Source organism: Cellvibrio sp. pealriver (assembly GCF_001183545.1).
Taxonomy (GTDB): Bacteria; Pseudomonadota; Gammaproteobacteria; order Pseudomonadales; family Cellvibrionaceae; genus Cellvibrio.
In genome coordinates, this window is the sequence record NZ_KQ236688.1 from 1316969 (window position 1) to 1334718 (window position 17750).

16 protein-coding genes are annotated in these 17750 nt (G+C 43.7%); 3 read left to right on the forward strand and 13 right to left on the reverse strand.

Features of this window, described 5'->3' with window-relative positions; all coding sequences use genetic code 11:
- Entirely contained in the window at positions 1–3012 is a 3012-nt protein-coding gene (locus VC28_RS05475) for a Tn3 family transposase (protein ID WP_049629759.1), read from the reverse strand.
- Positions 3013–3207: 195 nt separating this feature from the next.
- Here VC28_RS05475 and VC28_RS05480 point away from each other — a divergent pair, with 195 nt between their 5' ends.
- Positions 3208–3558 carry a beta-xylosidase family glycoside hydrolase gene (locus tag VC28_RS05480; protein ID WP_049629760.1) on the forward strand — a complete coding sequence of 117 codons (351 nt, stop codon included), beginning with the start codon at positions 3208–3210 and terminating at the stop codon, positions 3556–3558.
- Between the two features lie 151 nt (positions 3559–3709).
- On the opposite strand, the gene VC28_RS19705 is transcribed toward VC28_RS05480, so the two are convergent.
- Together VC28_RS19705 and VC28_RS05485 are read right to left on the reverse strand one after the other, a co-directional pair.
- Positions 3710–4183, reverse strand: a complete 474-nt coding sequence (locus VC28_RS19705; protein WP_156184288.1) for a hypothetical protein — start codon at positions 4181–4183, stop codon at positions 3710–3712.
- A gap of 179 nt (positions 4184–4362) precedes the next feature.
- On the reverse strand, positions 4363–4608 hold the full coding sequence (locus tag VC28_RS05485) for a hypothetical protein (RefSeq protein ID WP_049629761.1): 246 nt from the start codon (positions 4606–4608) through the stop codon (positions 4363–4365).
- 416 nt (positions 4609–5024) lie between these two features.
- Here VC28_RS05485 and VC28_RS05490 point away from each other — a divergent pair, with 416 nt between their 5' ends.
- A complete protein-coding gene (locus tag VC28_RS05490; RefSeq protein ID WP_049629762.1) occupies positions 5025–5840 on the forward strand; it encodes an arylamine N-acetyltransferase family protein in 816 nt (271 codons plus the stop codon).
- On the opposite strand, the gene soxR is transcribed toward VC28_RS05490, so the two are convergent.
- Positions 5837–6295, reverse strand: coding sequence for a redox-sensitive transcriptional activator SoxR (soxR, locus tag VC28_RS05495; RefSeq protein ID WP_049629763.1), 459 nt, complete (start codon positions 6293–6295; stop codon positions 5837–5839). The genes VC28_RS05490 and soxR overlap by 4 nt on opposite strands.
- Before the next feature lie 117 nt (positions 6296–6412).
- Between soxR and VC28_RS05500 the strand changes: the two genes are divergently transcribed.
- Positions 6413–6886: an ester cyclase gene (locus VC28_RS05500; RefSeq protein WP_049629764.1), complete on the forward strand. Its 474-nt coding sequence runs from the start codon at positions 6413–6415 to the stop codon at positions 6884–6886.
- Positions 6887–6966: 80 nt separating this feature from the next.
- Here VC28_RS05500 and VC28_RS05505 read toward each other — a convergent pair whose 3' ends face one another.
- The 9 genes from VC28_RS05505 to VC28_RS05545 all read right to left on the reverse strand — a co-directional run bounded on the left by VC28_RS05505 (position 6967) and on the right by VC28_RS05545 (position 17746).
- Positions 6967–7827, reverse strand: a complete 861-nt coding sequence (locus VC28_RS05505) for a 3-keto-disaccharide hydrolase (RefSeq protein WP_231591659.1) — start codon at positions 7825–7827, stop codon at positions 6967–6969.
- Between the two features lie 123 nt (positions 7828–7950).
- Positions 7951–8844, reverse strand: a complete 894-nt coding sequence (locus tag VC28_RS05510; protein ID WP_049629765.1) for an SIR2 family protein — start codon at positions 8842–8844, stop codon at positions 7951–7953.
- Positions 8841–10304: a hypothetical protein gene (locus VC28_RS05515; RefSeq protein ID WP_049629766.1), complete on the reverse strand. Its 1464-nt coding sequence runs from the start codon at positions 10302–10304 to the stop codon at positions 8841–8843. The genes VC28_RS05510 and VC28_RS05515 overlap by 4 nt, the downstream gene beginning before the upstream one ends.
- Positions 10305–10315: 11 nt before the next feature.
- Positions 10316–10888: a hypothetical protein gene (locus VC28_RS05520; protein WP_049629767.1), complete on the reverse strand. Its 573-nt coding sequence runs from the start codon at positions 10886–10888 to the stop codon at positions 10316–10318.
- A 66-nt stretch (positions 10889–10954) separates the two neighbouring features.
- A complete protein-coding gene (locus VC28_RS05525; protein ID WP_049629768.1) occupies positions 10955–11707 on the reverse strand; it encodes a ribonuclease H family protein in 753 nt (250 codons plus the stop codon).
- 139 nt (positions 11708–11846) lie between these two features.
- Positions 11847–12647, reverse strand: coding sequence for a DUF456 domain-containing protein (locus VC28_RS05530; protein WP_049629769.1), 801 nt, complete (start codon positions 12645–12647; stop codon positions 11847–11849).
- Between the two features lie 13 nt (positions 12648–12660).
- Positions 12661–14061, reverse strand: coding sequence for a DUF3999 family protein (locus tag VC28_RS05535; RefSeq protein WP_049629770.1), 1401 nt, complete (start codon positions 14059–14061; stop codon positions 12661–12663).
- Between the two features lie 49 nt (positions 14062–14110).
- Entirely contained in the window at positions 14111–14773 is a 663-nt protein-coding gene (locus tag VC28_RS05540) for a glutaredoxin domain-containing protein (RefSeq protein ID WP_049629771.1), read from the reverse strand.
- Between the two features lie 90 nt (positions 14774–14863).
- On the reverse strand, positions 14864–17746 hold the full coding sequence (locus tag VC28_RS05545) for a DUF2339 domain-containing protein (protein WP_049629772.1): 2883 nt from the start codon (positions 17744–17746) through the stop codon (positions 14864–14866).
- Positions 17747–17750 lie beyond the last annotated feature (4 nt).

A 17750-nucleotide genomic window follows, 5' to 3' on the forward strand; every position in this document is an offset into this window, starting at 1 on the left:
CTATTGCTGAACGTCCCGAAGTACCAGCTGCTGAATGAGGTCTTCAATGTTAATGCGCTGCCCATCGAATGAAAACGAGTAGCTGCCATTAAAATTAATATGGGTCCATGCTACCGGCGAGTAATGTTTAAAGGCCTCAATTTTTTCGGTCTGATTCATTTTTTCATAGATATCTAACATGCTTGACATGATACAAGCATTAAAATAGATCACACAGTTTGCAAGCAGGCGGGAGCATTCGTACCACAGCTGAATTTCCCTATCCGACTTTCCACGAAATTTACCACCGTTGACATCTTCAATTCGGCGTTGCAATTGATGATAGGATTCAACCCTATTCAGTGAGCGGGTTATATTGCGCTCAAACGTTTCATTGTTCATAAGATCAAGCATATAAATGCACTTGATGAGCCTATCGTATTCCAATAGTCCTTTCAGGCTTTTCATTTTATTTTTGCGGTTTGCAAGCTTTCTCACGATAGTAGATTGCGAGGCCTCTTTAGAATGTAGCGTCATCATAATCTGCTGTATCTTTCCCCAGCCGTCGATGATGACTTGTTCATTGATGGGCTGACGGAGTTTAACTGACAACGCATCACCATCCTCAGTACACGTAAATAAATCAGCCAATACTTTCCCGGTGTCCGCATATCGCGGTGCATGTAGCCATCCTGACAAATCCAGTAATGCAAAGTTGACACGGTTAGTCCCATGGGTATCAGTAGAAATAATATCAGGCTTTATTTCGGATGAGTTGTTGTAAAGCACGTCAAACAAATAATGGGATTCATGTCCTGTTTGTTCCATTATTTTTGCATAGATTGGAACATGGTTAGCGTTTAACGTGACAGCGGAAATGCCTTTTCCTCGACCAAAATATTTGGAGGAGAAGCGAGTATTAATTGTGTTAAAGCGGCTTTCCAACCGCTGCCCGTCATAACTGGCATGCACAGCATGCTCTTGAATGTTGTAGTGCTTGAAAATACTTAATTTAGCTATCGCGTTACTGATAATGTCATTTGCCTTGCCAACTGTCTCGACGCGCAAGAAATTTTTCTCGGTTTTTATCATTTCGTCGTAAGGGATATTGCACAATGCGGACATGTGATGCACACCATAGCGTGTTCCATTGGCCACGACACAGGCAATGACGGTGTTCAGATTAGGGCATTGTTGCTTATGCTTGATATGAACCAATTCGGAAGAGAATTTCGTCTGGCGTTCACAGAACTCAATAATATCGCCGATGTGAGTTTTACTTAGATTGTGGAAAAAGCTTTTGTTATTTTTATCGTCATTTAAGCGTGGCCTTCGCTTTACTGTCCATTTTACTGTGCCATTTTTGTTTGAAAAAACCACTGACGGATTTTCGCTTTCGGTTAATCGCTGGCTGGCTTGTTGAATTTTTTCATTCAGCAATGCCATTTTTTCCTTAAGCAGAGCATTTGGCGTCATCTGTAACAGTGGCAAATTGCTAATACCAACAAGGTCAGGCACTTTACTTGCCTCGACAAAATCATCATCTATTGACTGAAAGGATTGGCTATCCATTACATTGAATTGGTAGCCATGTAACTTTCCTGCCGTTTTGAGATACAGCAACATCTCAGCGCGAGGATAGTTAATCTTGGCGTCACTATCACTTTCATTTGGTATCAGATAGGGTTTGTAGCCACGCATTAACCGTTTATCAAAAGTACTCATCTTACCATGCGTGATGAGTTCATCCTTAGTCGTTAAGGCTTGCTCGAACAATAAATCTTTCTCGTCTTGGGATGCATATAAATCAAGGCAAAGAAATATTTTACGTAGTGTTTTTATGATTTTATTGTGATGCCTCTCATAGTATTCCCATTGATATTTTTTGGTGCTTGATTCTATATCGTTAAAGTAATTAATAATTGCCGGCATTTTATCTCTTGGGACAATCGAGTACACATGGGCAAGAACATCACAAAATGGCGTATCCTCTTTAAACTGGTCACTGACAAACGTCTGTATTAGTGATCCTGTCTTTTTAAAATTTTTAGAAAAATCAGCAATCTCGTCGAAAAGCTGCTTTTTGGCTTCTGAACTCGCCTCATCAACTATTTTTTGTGTGTGGTATTTGAATGCATGCACCAAAATATCTGTCATTTGCCTGTATCGCTGATAAAGATAGCATGTCATGTATAGCGCAAATGTTTCCTTCGATAATTCCCGCAACCTAGTAATTGTATAGACATGCACTAATGATGAAAAATATTCAATATTTTGTTTTGAGATACCTATTGTAGATATAGCTTCTTTAATGGCAGGAAAAATCGCCTGCAATTTTTCATAAATTTTTATCTCATGGCTTATTTCAGTATATTTGAACGTTTTTGGCAGCTTCTTTATTTGGGTAATTAGGGGCTTATTGGCTTCAGATGACGCCATAGCCCTGAGTGCTTTATAGGTATCGTTGCTAATCGTCTTGATAAGAGAGGATTGTAATTTGTCATGCTCCAAACGAATGCCTTTTGCAATGACTTTTTGCAGCGTCGAGTACGCTGGTATAACAATTTTATGGTCTGAGAGATAACCAATGCAGCGATCAAAGATTTCTTTTGGGTATGTTATTTCCTTGGAGACCTTGCTGATGAAGTCGCACAAATGATGCTTTTTTTCGTCATAAAACGAATGACCGGTCAGAGCAAAAATCGCAGAGTAAATTCTTGTTTTCTGGGAGCTATCCAACATCGTTCGTGGAAGCTTGAAATGGAGGGTATCTCTTTTCCTGATGAAGTCCAGATCCCCCTTGATCTTATCGACATCAAGCGTCAAAACAACAGGCTTATACTTGAGGTATCCCAACAGAAGTATGCGGTAAGCCTTGTAAAGCGGATCGATGCTGTCAGGGATTAGATCCTTTTCCAGATCATTAAGGGTGAAATAGTCCGCGCGTAGTTCTTCGGTGAAATTGGGTATCGAGTAGAGTTCATCAATTTCAGACTCTGTAAGCACTTCCAATCTATTATCGTTGCTAGACATCTGTACACCTTTTGCTCAAAAGTGGTCGATTCTAACAGCCGATTATTTATGCAGTAATACCCAAGGCACAAAACGTAAAGGTATTTGTTATATTAGAAACCATGGGTACCAAATGTAGTTTTTGGCGTCATATTTTGGGTCGAATTTTGGCTCAAACCCTCATGAATAATGGCTTAGAGGGGAGAGACGCAGGATTTGGCGGAACCTCTCCAGACCCCCTTTTACAACCATAAAGCTTTTGTTGGATTAGGTTTTAACGCTAAAGAAATTAAAACCTTTCAATACGCCGAAGAGCATAGTTGGGCACGCATCCCACATAAATCACGCAAGTTGCGTCTACGCCTAATCAACGACCATCAAGTCATCACTTATCAGTACTCGTACGATGAGGGAAAAACCTGGACCACCCACGGCACCCGCATGGAAGTATCCGGCATCAACCACAACGTCTTCGGTGGCTTCCTGAGTTTAAAAGTGGCGCTGTATTGTGTAGGTGAAAGTAATGGGAAGGTGCGGATAAGTGATTTTAAATATAGAGCGATTTGATTGACTTAATATAGTTAAAAGCCCGTACAATCGGCTTGATTGTAACGGGCTAGATTTAGAGTGCTCATAAATGGTAATCACAACTTCGGCGACGACTCAATAAATTTGCTGCTTATAAGTGTTCGATTGTATACGGCAATTTCCGTTCATTTTACTTTCCGCAAACCCCCAGCTTGGATGCATCCTCATCTGTCAGGTGATTGCAAGTTAGACCATTTTGTGAGGTGTAATACCTCCAAAGACGAGGACATTCTCTATTTGCACTTTCAGCTGTAGTTTGCATACCGTTTACTCTCCAACAATGATTGCCAATCTCGCCGCCCAACCACTGCTTAGAGATACAGAAATTATGTTTATGTCCTGATGAGTAACCCAACGAACTCAATGTGGCAATTTCACAGTTTTGAATTAATTTCAAATGGGCAGTCTTCACCTCACTACGAGTGCCGTTACATTCAATTTCACCCTTAATTCGGCAAGCCTTTAGCCCTCCTTCCCCTTCATTTGAAAAAGAAAAATCTGCTGCCACTCCTCCATTTTTTACCCCTGCATTAGCACAAAAGGCACGAGCGTGACTTATAGCATTGCCGATCAATCTGTCACTATTTTTTTTGTTTGCGGTCACAGATTCGCAACTACCCCAATCAAAATTCTCATAACTTTTTTTGCTCCGGCATTTGCATCACAACAAAATATGATGGACACCATGACACATATATTTAGGATAAATTTCATATGCATTTAATCCACTCCGCACAAACCATTGAAACATCATTCACCAAACGACTGCCGACTAAGGCTGCTTTAGTTTTCTCCACACAGTTCTTTGGCTTCAAGCTCAGCAAGTGCTTTGGCACCGTTGTCGTTCCCACTAGATACAGTCAAGGTTCCTGATTTTCCGTTATTACACGTGTACTTATATGTGTAATTGAAATTACCGGGACCGCCTGCTGGAACTTTCTTAACAAGGGTAACTGTCGCTGCGTATGTAGTTGTCGCAACAAAAAAAATTGCTGCAAGTAATACAACAGATTTCATGACGTTTTTCATAATGTATCTCCTTGGATGAATACCTTAATTGGGCGAAATAACACTTAATGCCCTTTAAAAGCTCTACAGGCATTTATAACTAATATTCCAGACAACCTAAAGATGATCAGGAAGAGCCTATATGCGACTTACATCTTTATTCAAATTTTGACCAACAATCTAGCTCTTTAAAATTGTTATTCTTGCTCTCCTAAATTAATGATACTTCCTTGTAACATGGAACTCCAATTACACACCATTACATGTTTCTATCTATTTACTGCCACTTTGAATTACAGATTATTACCGCAACGGTTAAAAGCATTAGCAGAAATTTTTTAATGCATTTTTAAACATTATCTTGACCTCAAGTTAGCTTGAGGATTTATAGTGCTTTGGTGTTGTTCGCCAAATAAGTTCTATCAAGAGGCTGTTTAATGAAAAATGTTTCTGCTTACTTTAATCACATTCAATATGGTGATGAAACTTCCCCTACTTTAGATGTGCTTTACAAGCTACATCGTCAACATACGCATACTATTCCGTTTGAAAACTTATCTTCTTTTACGGGGGCTGAGGTGCGGATTGATGCTCCATCGATCCTGGAAAAATTTACCGTTCAAAAACGTGGTGGATATTGCTTTGAGCACAATACGGTGTTGCAGTATGTGTTGGAGCAAATTGGATTTAAAACTACCGGGCTTGCCGCGCGAGTGCGATTGAATGTGGCGGATGATGTTGTGACTCCGCGCAGCCATATGTTCTTGCTGGTTGAAGCAGATGGTGAGCAGTGGATTGCGGATACCGGGTTTGGTGGAATGTCGTTAACGGTACCTATCCGGTTTGTTGTTGATGAAATCCAAACAACCCCACATGGCCAATACCGCTTGACTTGCAATGGTGATTTTTATTGTCTTGAAGCTAATGTTCAAAATGAATGGAAAATGTTGTACGTATTTGATTTAACAGCGCACCATCACATAGATTATGAAGTATATAACTGGTACGTATCGCGCCACCCTAATTCGCATTTTGTGAGTAGTTTGGTTGCTGCACGAGCAGACAAAGACGGCAGGCATACGTTGAGCAATACACAATATTCTTTTTACGCTTTGAACGGGGAAACACAAAAAATACAATTGCAGTCTGTTGCTGATATTAAATCCGTGCTTGGTAATAAGTTTTATATCTGCACGGATGGTGTAAAAGGTTTGGATGAGCGATTGAACGCACTTATGAGTGATAACCATTAAGGCCGCTCAAGAATTCGTGCCCCTGCGCCATCCTGCCCTAATATGTCATCTGGGTTGCGCAAGGGGCAATCTTTAAGGGATAGACATCCACAGCCAATACAACTATTTAATTCATCGCGCAGGCGCTGTAATTTTTGAATGCGATCATCCAGATTTTCCTGCCACTTGGCAGCCGCCCTGCTCCATTGCGCTTCGCTTAATTTGCTATCGGGTTGATAGCGCCCAAGTACATCCTGTATTTCTCCCAAGGGAATTCCCACGCGCTGCGCCACTTTAATAATGGCAATGTAGCGCAAAACTCCGGGTGCATAGCGTCGTTGGTTGCCTGCATTACGCGTGCTAACAATAAGCCCTTTTGATTCATAAAAATGAATAGTCGATACCGCAACACCGCTGCGCCGGGCGACTTCGCCCACACTGAGTTCTCGCACCGGGGCAAGATTTTTTTTAGCCATGCTATTGACCTCAAGTTAACTTGAGGATTTATAAAGGCAGCCGATGCGTTTGGCAAGCAAAAATGCAACTGCCAAAAGCCTTGGTAATTGACCAACTCTCAATCAAGGGGTTTAACGATGCTTTGCGAGCAGGATGAATCATTGTTGCGCGATACTGAACTACAGGTTAGTAACTTCCTTCATGCTATTTTTAGCAACCAATATCCCAATCAAGACAAACATGCGCTGCTTGAAAGCAACTTGTCCGCACAAATTCAATGCATTGGATTTCCAGAATTCAACCCACAAAATTTGATGGAGTTCAGCGGATTTTTAAATTACCTGCACGATGTTTTCAAATACTCCAATTACGCCATTGAAACCCTGATGTTTGATGAACAGAGCGCGTTGCTGCGCTTTACCATTCAAGGTGTTCACCATGAAGAATTTATGGGATTAGCCGCATCTGGCGGAATTATTAAATTTACGGCAATTACCCATTTTAAAATGTGTAACAACCGCATCACCGAAATTTTGATGCACAACAAGGCATTGGTGTTAACAACCACCAAAGGCCATGTTTATCAATTGAAAAGCATGGATATTGGATAACAAAAAAGGCCTTTCGTTGAAAGGCCTTAGGGGTGTTTTTACTGGATGGTTTTAAATAGATAAAATTTTATTGGTGGCTATTAAAACCTGCACGCTTTCGGATTATCTTTCACAAAATAACGTTTGTAGTTTTTTGCTTTTTTATCCATGCAGCCTTCCAGGTTTAGTAGACGGACTTTGCGGAATTCAGCCGGTGCAGTTTCCGCTTGTAGTGCGATGTAGCCGTGATCGTTTGGGGTGCGGTCATCCCACTGCAGGCCGGTGTATTCCAGTACTTTTTTGCCGTTAATAAAGTGCTCGGCTTTTTCGCTGCCGTGCACAACCAATTCAGCAGTTACCCATTGGTCGCCGTGATAGGTTTCGCTGCTGGAATTGATAATGTGATCTTCGGTAAATTTTCCGTTATAGACAACGTGTGTGCCCGGTGTGCAGAGGTTGCCGGTTGAACGGGCATCTTTACCGTTGCCGCCTAATAATTGGTATTCCATGCTGCCAGGAAAATCCTGATCCAATGCCATGGTTTTAGGATCTTGCGCGTGATACATAATGCCGTTATTGCGCCATGCCCATGCGGGGCCGCCTTTGACTTGCTCACCGACAAAGCGATATTCCAACAGAATTTTGTAATGCGAAAATGAGCCCGCATTAGAAAAAATATGGCCAAAGCGCCCGCCGAATTCGTCGTAGTTATCGTAACGCACTTGCATCACGCCATCTTTCACACGGAAGGTATCCAGCGCATTTTCGCCCAATGGATAACCACGAATTTTGATCGTCCAATTACTCAGGTCTTTACCGTTGAATAACTCAATCCACTCTTCCTGGTCGGGCGAGGATGCAGGTTGTGCGTTTGATTGAATGGAGGGGGCAGTCGCTGCAAAAGCCATCTGGCCGAGCAATACGGTCAGTGCAATCAAGGAACGGGTAACGCAGTGAGTCATTTGTAGTCCTCTCGTTTATCGCTGTGGTCTTATGGTTATTGATATGAGCCTTTAGAGGCTGACACCAATTTACCTTAATTATCAGATAAATAGGAGGAAATTTACAAAACCAAACCGAGAGGATCAGGTGGTGGGCAGGAATGCCTCTCCATAGAGAGCGTCGTAGCTGGATTCTTTTATCACATCGCAGCCGACACTTTTTAAGAATATCCGCTGGCCTTGGGAAATATCGCTACCGGCGTAGACATACCAAGCCTGCTTGGCGCGCTCAGGAAAGGTTTTGAAATATTTGGCACGTTCGATCAACAGCCAGCGTAGAAATATTTCTGAGGTATCAAGCCCCAGGCCGAGAAAAAGTAAATCGCAATTAAAAATACTATGCAGCCAGGTGTTTTCACCGTTCCAGATTTTGCTGTCATTATCGCCATATAAACGACCGGGGTTGCCTTTATGGATCAACGCCCTCGCCCGCTCTACCGAGCCCATATAATGGCTCAACCCCAAACGAATACTGCGCGAATATCGCTGCATACCGTTGATATGCCAAATAGCAAATTCACGTGCGACATTAGTAACAGGTGCAGGCGCAAAACAACTGCTCCAGGGATAAAAATCCGTAAAGCGTTGGCCGTCGGCGTGATGTAAATGTAATGCCAAACAATCGGATAACGTCTCATCAAAATTGGTGGTCAGTATTGGTGTATTGTGTGTTTTTGCCCAGTTCACAATCGCATGGTGATGAGGCTTTGCGTTCCATCCGGTAAGAAAATCGCAAAATTCTTTTTGCAGATTTTTTTCTTTTAATTGGCTGCTTAAATCCAGCGCATCGTAAAATTCGGTTAACGAAATACCTAATGGAATTGCTTGCGCATCTTCCTGCGTATGTTTTTCCCATAACTCCAGCAACATGGCATCCCATGAGTTAATGCCTGCATCGCTGTTATAACGGTTAATGCCGTTGCCAATAATCAGAGCAAGTTGTTGATGGTATTGCTGGGTAATGGTTTTTAAATTCATTCGCGCACATGCTCGCTTTCTATAACGGCTTCACAATCACGCCACATAAAATCCCCCGCAGGATTTTGCACCAGTATCCGGTCAGACAATGGTTTTCCTTTCGCTTCGCAGGTATGCGTGAGTATCACACTGCCTTTTGCCAACCCCAAGCGCCATTCAATACCTTGCACGCCCAAGGCTGCAAATTGGTGTTCATTGGCAATGCTAACCAACAAAGGCACAGAAACTGGATGTTGTTGTAGATATTCCACTTGTCGCTCTGCCCAAAAAGCGCGATCAATCACGGCTGGATATTCTGCCGAGCGCGTGCCCTGCACTGCAATGAGCGATGAAATACCTACCAATAACAATCCGATTTTAAGTTTGCTTGCAACCAATAGCGCGCGTGCGACTAACAACAATGGCAAGATCATCGCGACTGCTGCGTAATATTCATAAGCTTGGTCGGCCAATACAAAATAAGGGCCATAAGCGATAACTAAAAATGCCAATGCGGCCAGCCATTGAATGAGAGTGAACGCAGGTTTTAATGTGCGCAGGCTGATCCAATAGACTATCGCCATTGGAATAAAACAGACTGCAGCCCACAGGCTGCCTATCCAAAAGCGTTCAGTGACTATCATGCGTAAGGCTTCACGCGGAACGTTAAAAATCCATGCGGAAAAACTCAGGGAGTTGATGGTGATATTTTTTCCCAGCGTGAGTCCATATGCTGAATGGCGGTTAGGCGTGAACTCTTTATAAAAATATAGCCACACCACACAAATACCCACGCAGATAAACCATATGGCGACATCCATTTTTTTATAGGATTGTTGTTTATGTAGAAAAAGCGCGAGCACAACCACTAAAGCAGGAATCAAAATCGCAGGTTCTTTGCTGAATAACGATAGCAATTGCAGTAACGGTAAACTGAGCAGTGCCAACCAACGTTTAGTGCCTTGCATTCGCGGTAATGCAATCCAAACAGCAAGTGTAATGCTTAAAAAGAAAACCAATGTGGGGCTGTTCATGGCCGCCACCCAATGCAGCGGCAAATAGGTCACTATGTGCACGGCATGCAGCGCAGCAGTGAGTAACGCAATCAGCAGCGGTTGTTGCCACTGCATCGCCCGCGCAAATTGGTAGGTAAATATCGCAATACCGGCGAGCGATAATAATGTCAGGCACCAGGAATAGATGTGTGAATACAGTAAATTGCCTTGAAGAACTTGCTCTACAAACCGCCAGCCAGTATCCATACTTAATGGCCGCCAAAATCCGGTTTGCGATTCAGAGATAAACGGCAACCACCAAGAGTCGCCATTTAACCGCGCATCACGCGCTTGGGTTAGAAAAAAATAATCATCGCCCCAGAAAGGAATAAATAACGAGGGAACCCAAAGCACAAGGGCAAACAGGCTAAATAAGCCGAGGCAAACATAAGCAGATTTTTGTGCTTGGGTAATATGGGTAAACAAAGAGCTGCCTTTTAAATAGTAATTTTGTAGGTTTTTAAACGCGCGATTTCATCAGTTGCAATACGCTCTTGCTCAGTAGCGATGTTGTTGAGATCCACATTCGGATACACAGCCGAGAATCCTGCAGCTTGGTCACTAACACTAAGACCACCTACCCGATTAAAGTGATCTTGAATGAGCGTTTGTATCGCCGGTTCTTTTGCATAGGTGCTTTTGAGGGCATCGATGTTACTTACAAAATCAATTGCCCCTATTTTTCCAGTCACAAATCGGTTGATATGACTTAAATCGCTATTGCGTGCATTAATCGCCTCTGCCACACCAATATCATCCACATAAAACCGGCGATAGCGATAGTACAGAATCAACAGCACAACCAGTAACACAGCCGGAACACCGTACTGCACAGTCTCAGGGAATGACTTTAATAAATTAGGCAAAAATACCGGCAAAAAAATTCCAATAATGTGCGCAGCACTCCACGTAAAACGCAAAGGTGCTTTGCAATCCAAACAGGTAAATTGTTCACCTTGTAACTTTTTTAAATTACGCGATCCACAACAGGGACAAGTACCTAATTTCATCTTAGCAATTCCTTTAGTTTTGTTATCAATAATGTTGTTATCAGCATGTCGTTATTAATGCGTTCGTTAGCCCGCACGTGTTGCCAATATCGCGTTGATATCCAATGGTTCGCGATACAGAGCAAATTCAGTTTCGTGAGTTTGGATAGCGAGTATGGACATGCGGTCGGCAAGTTCGTTGCCTTGTACACCTACATGGCCATTCACATGCAACACTTGCACGCTGTTTTTCAGGGTTTGATGTAATGCGTAAATCGCTTGGATCAATTCAAGGTTTTTAATCTCACCGCCCTTCTTTTTCCAGCCGGCTTTTTCCCAACCAATCGCCCACACAGTTACGCATTGGATCGCGTATTGCGAGTCAGAAAATACTGCGGCGGTTTTGCCTTGGGCGATGTCGTGTTGGGCAATTAATAATCCTTGGTGGAGCGCATTTAATTCGGCAGTGTTGTTAGTCCCCATCGGGTTATACAACCCATACCACAGCTCCGCCAATTTCCCATCGCGATAAACCGCCACGCCTGATCCTGCTTCACCTGGGTTTGGTTCGCAGCCGCCATCAGTAAATATTTTTACCTGCTGCGGCAATGCATTTACTTCAGCGGCATTATAAGTTTTAACCTTATTTGCACTCGGCGCAGCACGGCCAGTCCCCGCTGTCGGTTTAGCACCACCAAACGCCGCCTCGGCTTCTTCACGGCTCAAAAACGATTTATAACGCGCCCCCACAAATCCATCGACATGTTTCTTACACGTAGCCCAATCCGTAAAAATCCCCGTCTCACGCCCCGCCCATACTACGTAAAATTTTGAAGCCATTAGTGTCTCTCAATTAATGCTTGAATAAATAATCATATATAGAGTTTTCTAATTTATGAAAGACGTAACTAGCTGACAACTGAGCCAGCAGTACATGTTAAAGAATTATATAAATGATGAAAGCTGAAGACCAAAAAAGCTAAAAAGAATAAGGGTTAACATTTTTTGTCATCTTCACAGCAGCATCTTTAAATTCTTGAGATTTATTCTTGGTAAGCAAGAACAACAATTCCATTTCCTCACAAAATTCTGCAAGATCAAGCGAGGCCTTATACTTTAGGATTCCTGAATTTTCAGAATCAATTAAACGAAAATGTGCATTAACAATGTATTCAACATAAAACCTAATTCTTAATGTCATCATTATATGCTCTTTGAATTCGCTGTGCGCTCCCTGCTGTAAGCTTTTGGTGTTCCACTCCCGAATAAAAAGGTTTTCTGTGTGCTCCGATATGGAAAATAGTAGTTGCTTTAGGTTTTTCTTGGGAAAGCCATTTTCGAAAAAATAATTCATAAATGACTCCGTCTTGTAATCTCCCTCGTGCATAAAACCATATTTTCTGTTTAACTCTTGATGGATTTTTTCTTTGGTTGAACTAATAGCCATAGATATTTTCTTTATTTTTTCGTGTAAATTTGATTCAGCAACAATCTCCAGCTGCCTATTGTTATTGTGAAATGTGTTAATAAGAAGAACGATTGTTACAAAACCAAATATGGGATTTAATATCCCTCCAATATAATCACCAAATTGACCAAACTGCTCAGCACTTCCTAATTTCTTAGGATCAACATATGAAGATGCCAAGTAAACCCCTACAAGACATAAGCCAATGAGAAATGCAAGCAATACAAATGCTACTGAATAATTTTTTTTGTTAAGAAAATACCAAATAACTGCACTCGAAAAAATAAACACTATTAATAAAAATAAAAGCATAAGATCCTCATCACTAATTTTTCATCTGCCCCATCAACCGCACCGCAACCCAAATCAACACACCGACTGCGCCGATCATAATTGCCCAGAACAAAATGGTTTTCCAACTGATTGGCATACCGTGGCGGGCGAAGGAGTTTAGGTTGGGTTTTAATTCGGTGGCGTTGGATTGTGACCATTGGATGTCTTTGCCGTTAACCAACTGTGCAAAAATTTGAGTGGTGGTTTGTTGGTTACCGGGGGCGACTTGGGTGTCTATGGCGATATTGTAGGGGGCGGCATTGTTTGCGATGAATTGCAGGATTTCGGGTTGGCGAGTAAATGTGAGTTGTGGTTTTGCAGTGGTGCGCACCAGCTCGTTCAGTTCAATGCGCCATTGGGTATCGCTATTGTTGTACACATTGATGGCATCGCTTTGCTGCCAGGTATCGCCTACTTGCGCATTAAACCAAATGCCTTGGTGAACCAAATTCCACGGTTGTTTTTCGGTGTTGCGTGAAAATACTTTGATGCTGTCGCCATACATAACCGCACCAAGGTTGATGCTCACATTGCTTACCGGTGCTATGTCATCACGTTCAAATTCCCATGCGGCGGTTTGTACTTTTGCTCCGCCGTTGATGGAATACAGCGCTGATTTTTGTTCATCTGCCAATTCGCCGGATATTTGCCATACATCGGATGTGGGTGCGTTGGCAATGGTATCGGTATTTTCTACCTGCACTTGAGTTAACTGGAGCTGCTCATTACCGCGAGTAAATTTCAGCTTTAAGTAGGCATATTGTCTTTCGCTCAAGTTGAGCGTGATTTTATTGCGCGTTAAGCGCTCGCCCTCTTTCGATAATTGCACCAATGTGGTTTTGGTAATGGGCGACCAATTTGTCATGTCATTGGTGCCGCTCACATCCACTTCCAAATATTGGTGTTGCTCGTTAATTGGCCAGAGCACCGCAAGTTTGTCCGCGCGTGTGCGCAAATCGCTAAGGTCTACGACAAAAAAATCCGTCGGTGCACTTTGGTTTTGCAATTCTTCTTTATCGGCTTTAACTGCACTTACCGAAATTTGGTTGTCATCCAAACGGATGGATGCACTGCTCAACACCAATAAGGTTTCCGGTGCAGTGCCCACTGCCACCGGAAAAAAACGTACTGGCGTAAAGTTTGTCTGCTCACTGCTTTGCACACTGGGCGCCGCAATGCGATAAGGCAACCGGTTGCCCTGCTGGTCGGTAACGACAAGATCATTTAATTGGGTATCGGCACTGTAGCGATAAATATCGTGCGTGAGCGTGGTTTGCAAAAACGTACCACTTGCTTCACTGATTTGATAAACAGGGATAACCTCTGCAGTTGCCGCAGTACTTACACCGAATAACATCGCACCCAGCGCGATACACTTTTTAAAATTCATCATTACCTATAAACCTTTTAAAAACTTTTAAAAAACATTCTTAAGCCATGGATCAATTTGAATTCTTTACCAGTGACATAACCGCATTGTAATTAGATCCATCTTTAACCCGCGTATAGCCAACCCAAGTGGCCGGATAACCGCTAATACCCATGGTTTGCAACAGCAATCGTGTATTAGGCTGGCTTTCTACATCGACATCCACAAAACTGACATTATTTGCGTTAAATTCTTTGCGAAGCGCGGCGCAGTAACCGCACCAGTTTGTGCCATAAAGTACGATGCGCGGTGAACCATCCGCATTGAAATGCGACTTGAAATATTGTTTTTCATAAGGGGTAAGATACGCATCCCCAAAGGTTTTTCCTAACAAGCTCGCGATAGTGGGAACATGGGAGCCTGTTGCCGTTTGATCACCTGCGGCAACCAAAGGAAATGCATTGCCTGCGCGAAACCCCTGCCACAATTTATAATCTGGCTCATCGCGCTGATCGGGGCTAATCACTTTTTCAGTGAAAGGCACATTGCGGTTACGTAACTCTTTTACCACGCTATTACACGCATCACCGCAGCCATTAAAGGTAAAAACCCACACCGCCGGATTTCCACTGCCATCAACTGCTGCTGCACTGCTGCCACTTAGAAACGGTAATTTCCCGTCATTCCAATACCAGTAGGCCGCAAACAACACACCAATCACGATTAACTTTTTCATACGAATCCTTTTATTCCCCTGTTGTAGTGTTAAAGCACGATTCCTGAATCCCGGTTTTGGTTTTTATCAACATCAAAAAGCAGCCTGTTATCAGACCGCTTCTTCTTTTTCAGTTTGTTGTTTTGCTTTTGCCGGTATTGGCGATAAATAGCCAATCAAAATCATCAAACCACTGACCACAATGAACGACACAATACGCGCAAGTGTTCCGGTGCCCGATGCATCTTTGGTAAACAGTTTTAAGACAACGATTGCTAATAAACCTGCACCCACCATCCACAGTTTGCGCTCTCGCAAACGGCGGGAAAGATTCATCACTACCAACGCACATACCGCCCACAGAATTGATAGCGACATTTGCACCACAACGGAGTTCCACATCACCACCGCTGAATATTCAATACCCGCGTATTGGTGCACGGCGCGCAGCAGCACAATGTTGATCCACGCAAAACCCAACACACCCAATGCGCCGTAGCGAACTTCTGGCGTGAGATTATTTAACCCGATAAAGCCGCGTTTCATGGCGTAAACAAACAACACCAATACGGCTGCTTGCGCTAAATCCAGCGGGTTCAAAATGGGCAAATAGAATTGTGCTGTTGCGCCTGAGTAATGACTGGCGACAACAAACCAGCAGAACAAACCAAACAGTAATGGTGCGGGAATCAGGTTTTTATAATCCGCTGCGTGCTGGGTAAATGGCCAAAGGGTTTTGCCGGATTCACTGGCTTTGTGCGTAAAGAACATTAACGCAACCAGCGGAGCTACCAAACACACAAACCACAACACCGCCGCGCTGGTGCCATACCAGCTCATTTTGCTTTGCCAGTAACTGGCTTCCCAACCGATTAAGCTGAAAATAAACCACGCGGTTAGTACGTGGTACACACTTAAAATACCGCAAGCGGCACGGCCGGTTTGCTGCCATAAATAGCGATATTGCACTGCAAAGAAAATCGCGAGTGCTAACAAGCCCCAGCGTTGGGATGGATATACGTCGTAACCGATAAATAATCCTTCGCCAAAATTATTCATCGATAACACCATGCCCAGCGGCAACAACCAAAAGCCGATACGCATGAGTTCCGGCCACTGGATTTTTTTACTCAACGCCAACAATGCCGCGACCGATATGGCAAACATTAACATCAGTGATGGAAATTGATGCTCGCCTGCAATATGCGTATTGATCTCACGGCTGGCGGCCAATAACCACCAGAGCCAGCCGATAATCATCGCCACATTGGCCACGATTTTTTCAACCGGTTTTGCGTTTTCTGCAAAACGGCTGAGCAGATACGCGATGCACAGTGACGACGCAGCCAATATCAGCAGGCTAATAAAATCACCATCAATCAACGCGCGAGTGCCGGTATCCAAACCGTGAATCATTAACGAACAGGCTGCGGCGATGTGAAGCAAATAACCAGCGCAGCGCGGTAGCAAACGCTGCTGGCGCAAACCAACCCAGATCAAGCCGGTTGCTTCCAGTGCCCAGGTGGCAGATGTCCATTGCGCATCCATTGCCAATGGAATGGTTAAGGTGGCAAAGGCAACACCCAGCGCAATAAAGGATTCAATTAATACGCGATGGGTTTGTTGGTATTTGGCCCAGAGTACACGCGCCAATGCGATATAAATAATCGCCAGCACTAATGCACTAATCGCCAAACCATATTCGGTTTGTTTTAACAATTCTGTTTGCAAACCGAAGCCGACAATCGGCAAACCAAAAAGTAAACTGCCATCGACCAGCCCTTTTAGATTCGGCGGCTGTTTAAGCGAGAACAAAATCGACACCGTTAAATAGAGCGCGAAGAAAGCGAGCAAGAATGGTTGAGTGCTCGCGTACAAATGCGGCTCGTATTTGAGCACACCCCAAATGGAGGTAATCACAAAAGTAAATACAAAGCCAACCCAATTCAGCAGCCGCCAGGTTTTAAACCAGGCGATGGTGAGAATGCCAATATTTAACAGCAGATAAAAACTGAATAACCCGACATGATTACCGGAACCATCGGACGTGAGAATCGGTGCAAGGAATCCACCTGCCGTTGCCATAAGTGCAAGCACCTGCGCGTTTTGTAAAATCGCAAGCAGCGCACCTAACATCACAATAATAAACATGAGCGCAAACGCGGCACCGGTAGGCATAAGCGCATACATTTTTGCCGCTGCAAATACGGTGAGATAAAGCGCCGCTATACCACCACCTTGCAATACCAAACCATAACCCCCTGCCCGCTCGCGAGTTTTCCAGCCCAGTACGATCAAGGTGATGGCAATCGCGGCAACGGCAGCCATGCGCAATTCAATGGGAAACAAACCTTGACTGGATGCGTACTTCACTAAAAAGCTCAAACCGAAAAACATCACCACCACACCAATAAGGACAATGGGATTGCTCTCGGTTAAAAAACGTTTGATAAACGCGATGCCTTTTTCAAATACATCGGGCTCTACAGGTTTAGCGGGAGCCGAAGGAACTGGTTTAGGCGCGACGGGTTTTGCAACCTGCTCGGAATGTGATTCTGCGTTGGGTTGCGCAGTCGCCAGCGCAAGGTTTTCCAATTCGGCATCGCTGATCGGTAACTCAACCGATGCAGTTTCTGGTGGCAATTCAATCCCGTGTGCTTTTAATCGCTCTGCTAATGGCACGCGCTGTTCAGCAACGGATGTTGCAGGCACAGATGCGACTTGATCCTGTGTGGTGGTTGGTGACGGTGTGTTTGCCGGCTGTGTAGTTAATGGCCGCACAGATGATGACTGCTCAGCTGCGTGGCGCGCAGCAGATTGTGAATCGGTTTTGAGCGTATTCACATCGCGCTCAAGGCGTTTGATGTGGTTGCCCATCAAGACGACTTTGGTGATTAAAAACCCCAAGCCCGCACCAATCAACCAACCATTATCGTAAAAAATGGCCTCACCCAGCGCCATGCCGACCAGCGTAAAAATAACGAGCAGAGCCATAAGC

Coding starts and splice junctions, on each gene's coding strand:
- VC28_RS05525 (WP_049629768.1), bottom strand. CDS start 11,707: ATGGCTTCAAAATTTTACGTAGTATGGGCGGGGCGTGAGACGGGGATT.
- VC28_RS05520 (WP_049629767.1), bottom strand. CDS start 10,888: ATGAAATTAGGTACTTGTCCCTGTTGTGGATCGCGTAATTTAAAAAAG.
- VC28_RS05535 (WP_049629770.1), bottom strand. CDS start 14,061: ATGATGAATTTTAAAAAGTGTATCGCGCTGGGTGCGATGTTATTCGGT.
- VC28_RS05540 (WP_049629771.1), bottom strand. CDS start 14,773: ATGAAAAAGTTAATCGTGATTGGTGTGTTGTTTGCGGCCTACTGGTAT.
- VC28_RS05505 (WP_231591659.1), bottom strand. CDS start 7,827: ATGACTCACTGCGTTACCCGTTCCTTGATTGCACTGACCGTATTGCTC.
- VC28_RS05475 (WP_049629759.1), bottom strand. CDS start 3,012: ATGTCTAGCAACGATAATAGATTGGAAGTGCTTACAGAGTCTGAAATT.
- VC28_RS05545 (WP_049629772.1), bottom strand. CDS start 17,746: ATGGCTCTGCTCGTTATTTTTACGCTGGTCGGCATGGCGCTGGGTGAG.
- VC28_RS05490 (WP_049629762.1), top strand. CDS start 5,025: ATGAAAAATGTTTCTGCTTACTTTAATCACATTCAATATGGTGATGAA.
- VC28_RS05485 (WP_049629761.1), bottom strand. CDS start 4,608: ATGAAAAACGTCATGAAATCTGTTGTATTACTTGCAGCAATTTTTTTT.
- VC28_RS05530 (WP_049629769.1), bottom strand. CDS start 12,647: ATGCTTTTATTTTTATTAATAGTGTTTATTTTTTCGAGTGCAGTTATT.
- VC28_RS05500 (WP_049629764.1), top strand. CDS start 6,413: ATGCTTTGCGAGCAGGATGAATCATTGTTGCGCGATACTGAACTACAG.
- soxR (WP_049629763.1), bottom strand. CDS start 6,295: ATGGCTAAAAAAAATCTTGCCCCGGTGCGAGAACTCAGTGTGGGCGAA.
- VC28_RS05510 (WP_049629765.1), bottom strand. CDS start 8,844: ATGAATTTAAAAACCATTACCCAGCAATACCATCAACAACTTGCTCTG.